Consider the following 1383-nt stretch of genomic DNA (forward strand, 5'->3'; position numbering starts at 1 on the left):
GGGTCTGTACGGTGAGTGGTGTAACTCCCGAGCTGGAAGCGACAGTTGATGACTGACGTGATGAGTGGCATCGAGGCCGGGGAGGCCGCCGTGGGTGCGCTGGATGCTGTGGATGACGGTCTGGTTGCCGAGCTGGTGGCCCGGGCCGAGGCCGGCGGAGTGAAGCTGACCGGTGAGGGCGGCCTCCTGGCGGAGCTCACGCGCAAGGTGCTGGAGTCCGCGCTGGAGGGCGAGCTGACCGACCACCTCGGGCATGAGCCCGGTGAACGGGTCGAGGGCGGCCGGGACAACTACCGCAACGGTCACCGGTCCAAGACCGTGACGACCGAGGTCGGCCCGGTGGAGATCACGGTGCCGCGGGACCGGGCGGGCACGTTCGAGCCGCAGCTGGTCGAGAAGCGTCAGCGGCGCCTGGGCGGCGTGGACGAGATGGTCCTGTCGCTGTCCGCGAAGGGCCTCACCCACGGCGAGATCTCCGCCCATCTGGCCGAGGTCTACGGGACGGAGGTCTCCAAGACCACGATCTCGACGATTACCGACAGTGTCATGGCCGGCATGGCCGAGTGGCAGAACCGGCCTTTGGACAGCGTGTATCCGGTCGTGTTCATCGACTGTGTGAACGTGAAGGTCAGGGACGGGCAGGTCGCCAACCGGCCCGTCTATATGGCCCTGGCCGTGACGGCGGAGGGGCATCGGGACATTCTGGGCCTGTGGGTCGGCGACGGCGGCGAGGGCGCGAAGTACTGGCTGCAGGTCCTCACCGAGATCAAGAACCGCGGAGCCCGTGATGTGCTGATGCTGGTCTGTGACGGACTGACCGGCCTGCCGGACGCGGTCAACACGGTCTGGCCTGCGACGATCGTGCAAACGTGTGTAGTTCACCTGCTGCGGAACAGCTTCCGTTACGCGGCCAGGCAGGACTGGGAGAAGATCGCGAAGGCACTCAAGCCCGTCTACACCGCGCCGACCGAGGACGCCGCCCTGGAACGTTTCCTGGAGTTCGGCGAAGCCTGGGGCAAGAAGTACCCGGCGATCGTGCGGCTATGGGAGAGCGCCTGGGCGGAGTTCGTCCCCTTCCTCCAATTCGACGTGGAGATCCGGAAGATCGTGTGCACCACCAACGCGATCGAGTCCGTCAACGCCCGCATCCGTAAGGCCGTGAGGGCCCGCGGCCACTTCCCCACGGAACAGGCCGCGCTGAAGTGCGTCTACCTCGCGGTGATGAGCCTGGACCCCAAGGGCACCGGAAGCAAGCGCTGGACCATGCGCTGGAAAGCCGCACTCCAAGCCTTCGACATCACCTTCGACGGCCGGCTCACCGCCGGACGCCGATAGAAACAATCAACCGAGTCCCACCGTTCGCTGTACAGACCCGGGGGAAAG

The 1383-nt window shown here is 66.4% G+C and carries 1 protein-coding gene; it reads left to right on the forward strand.

All coding sequences use genetic code 11. The features are described from left to right. The first annotated feature begins 48 nt into the window (after positions 1 to 48). Complete coding sequence (locus NBY69_RS37110) at positions 49 to 1335, forward strand: IS256 family transposase (RefSeq protein WP_250306686.1); 1287 nt, start codon at positions 49 to 51, stop codon at positions 1333 to 1335. The last annotated feature ends 48 nt before the right edge of the window (positions 1336 to 1383 follow it).

The sequence above is a fragment of the Streptomyces sp. A 4/2 genome (assembly GCF_940670765.1).
In the GTDB taxonomy this organism is placed as follows: domain Bacteria; phylum Actinomycetota; class Actinomycetes; order Streptomycetales; family Streptomycetaceae; genus Streptomyces.

Excerpts from the sequence above, each read along its gene's own strand:
- NBY69_RS37110 (WP_250306686.1), top strand. The coding sequence starts at position 49 with ATGACTGACGTGATGAGTGGCATCGAGGCCGGGGAGGCCGCCGTGGGT.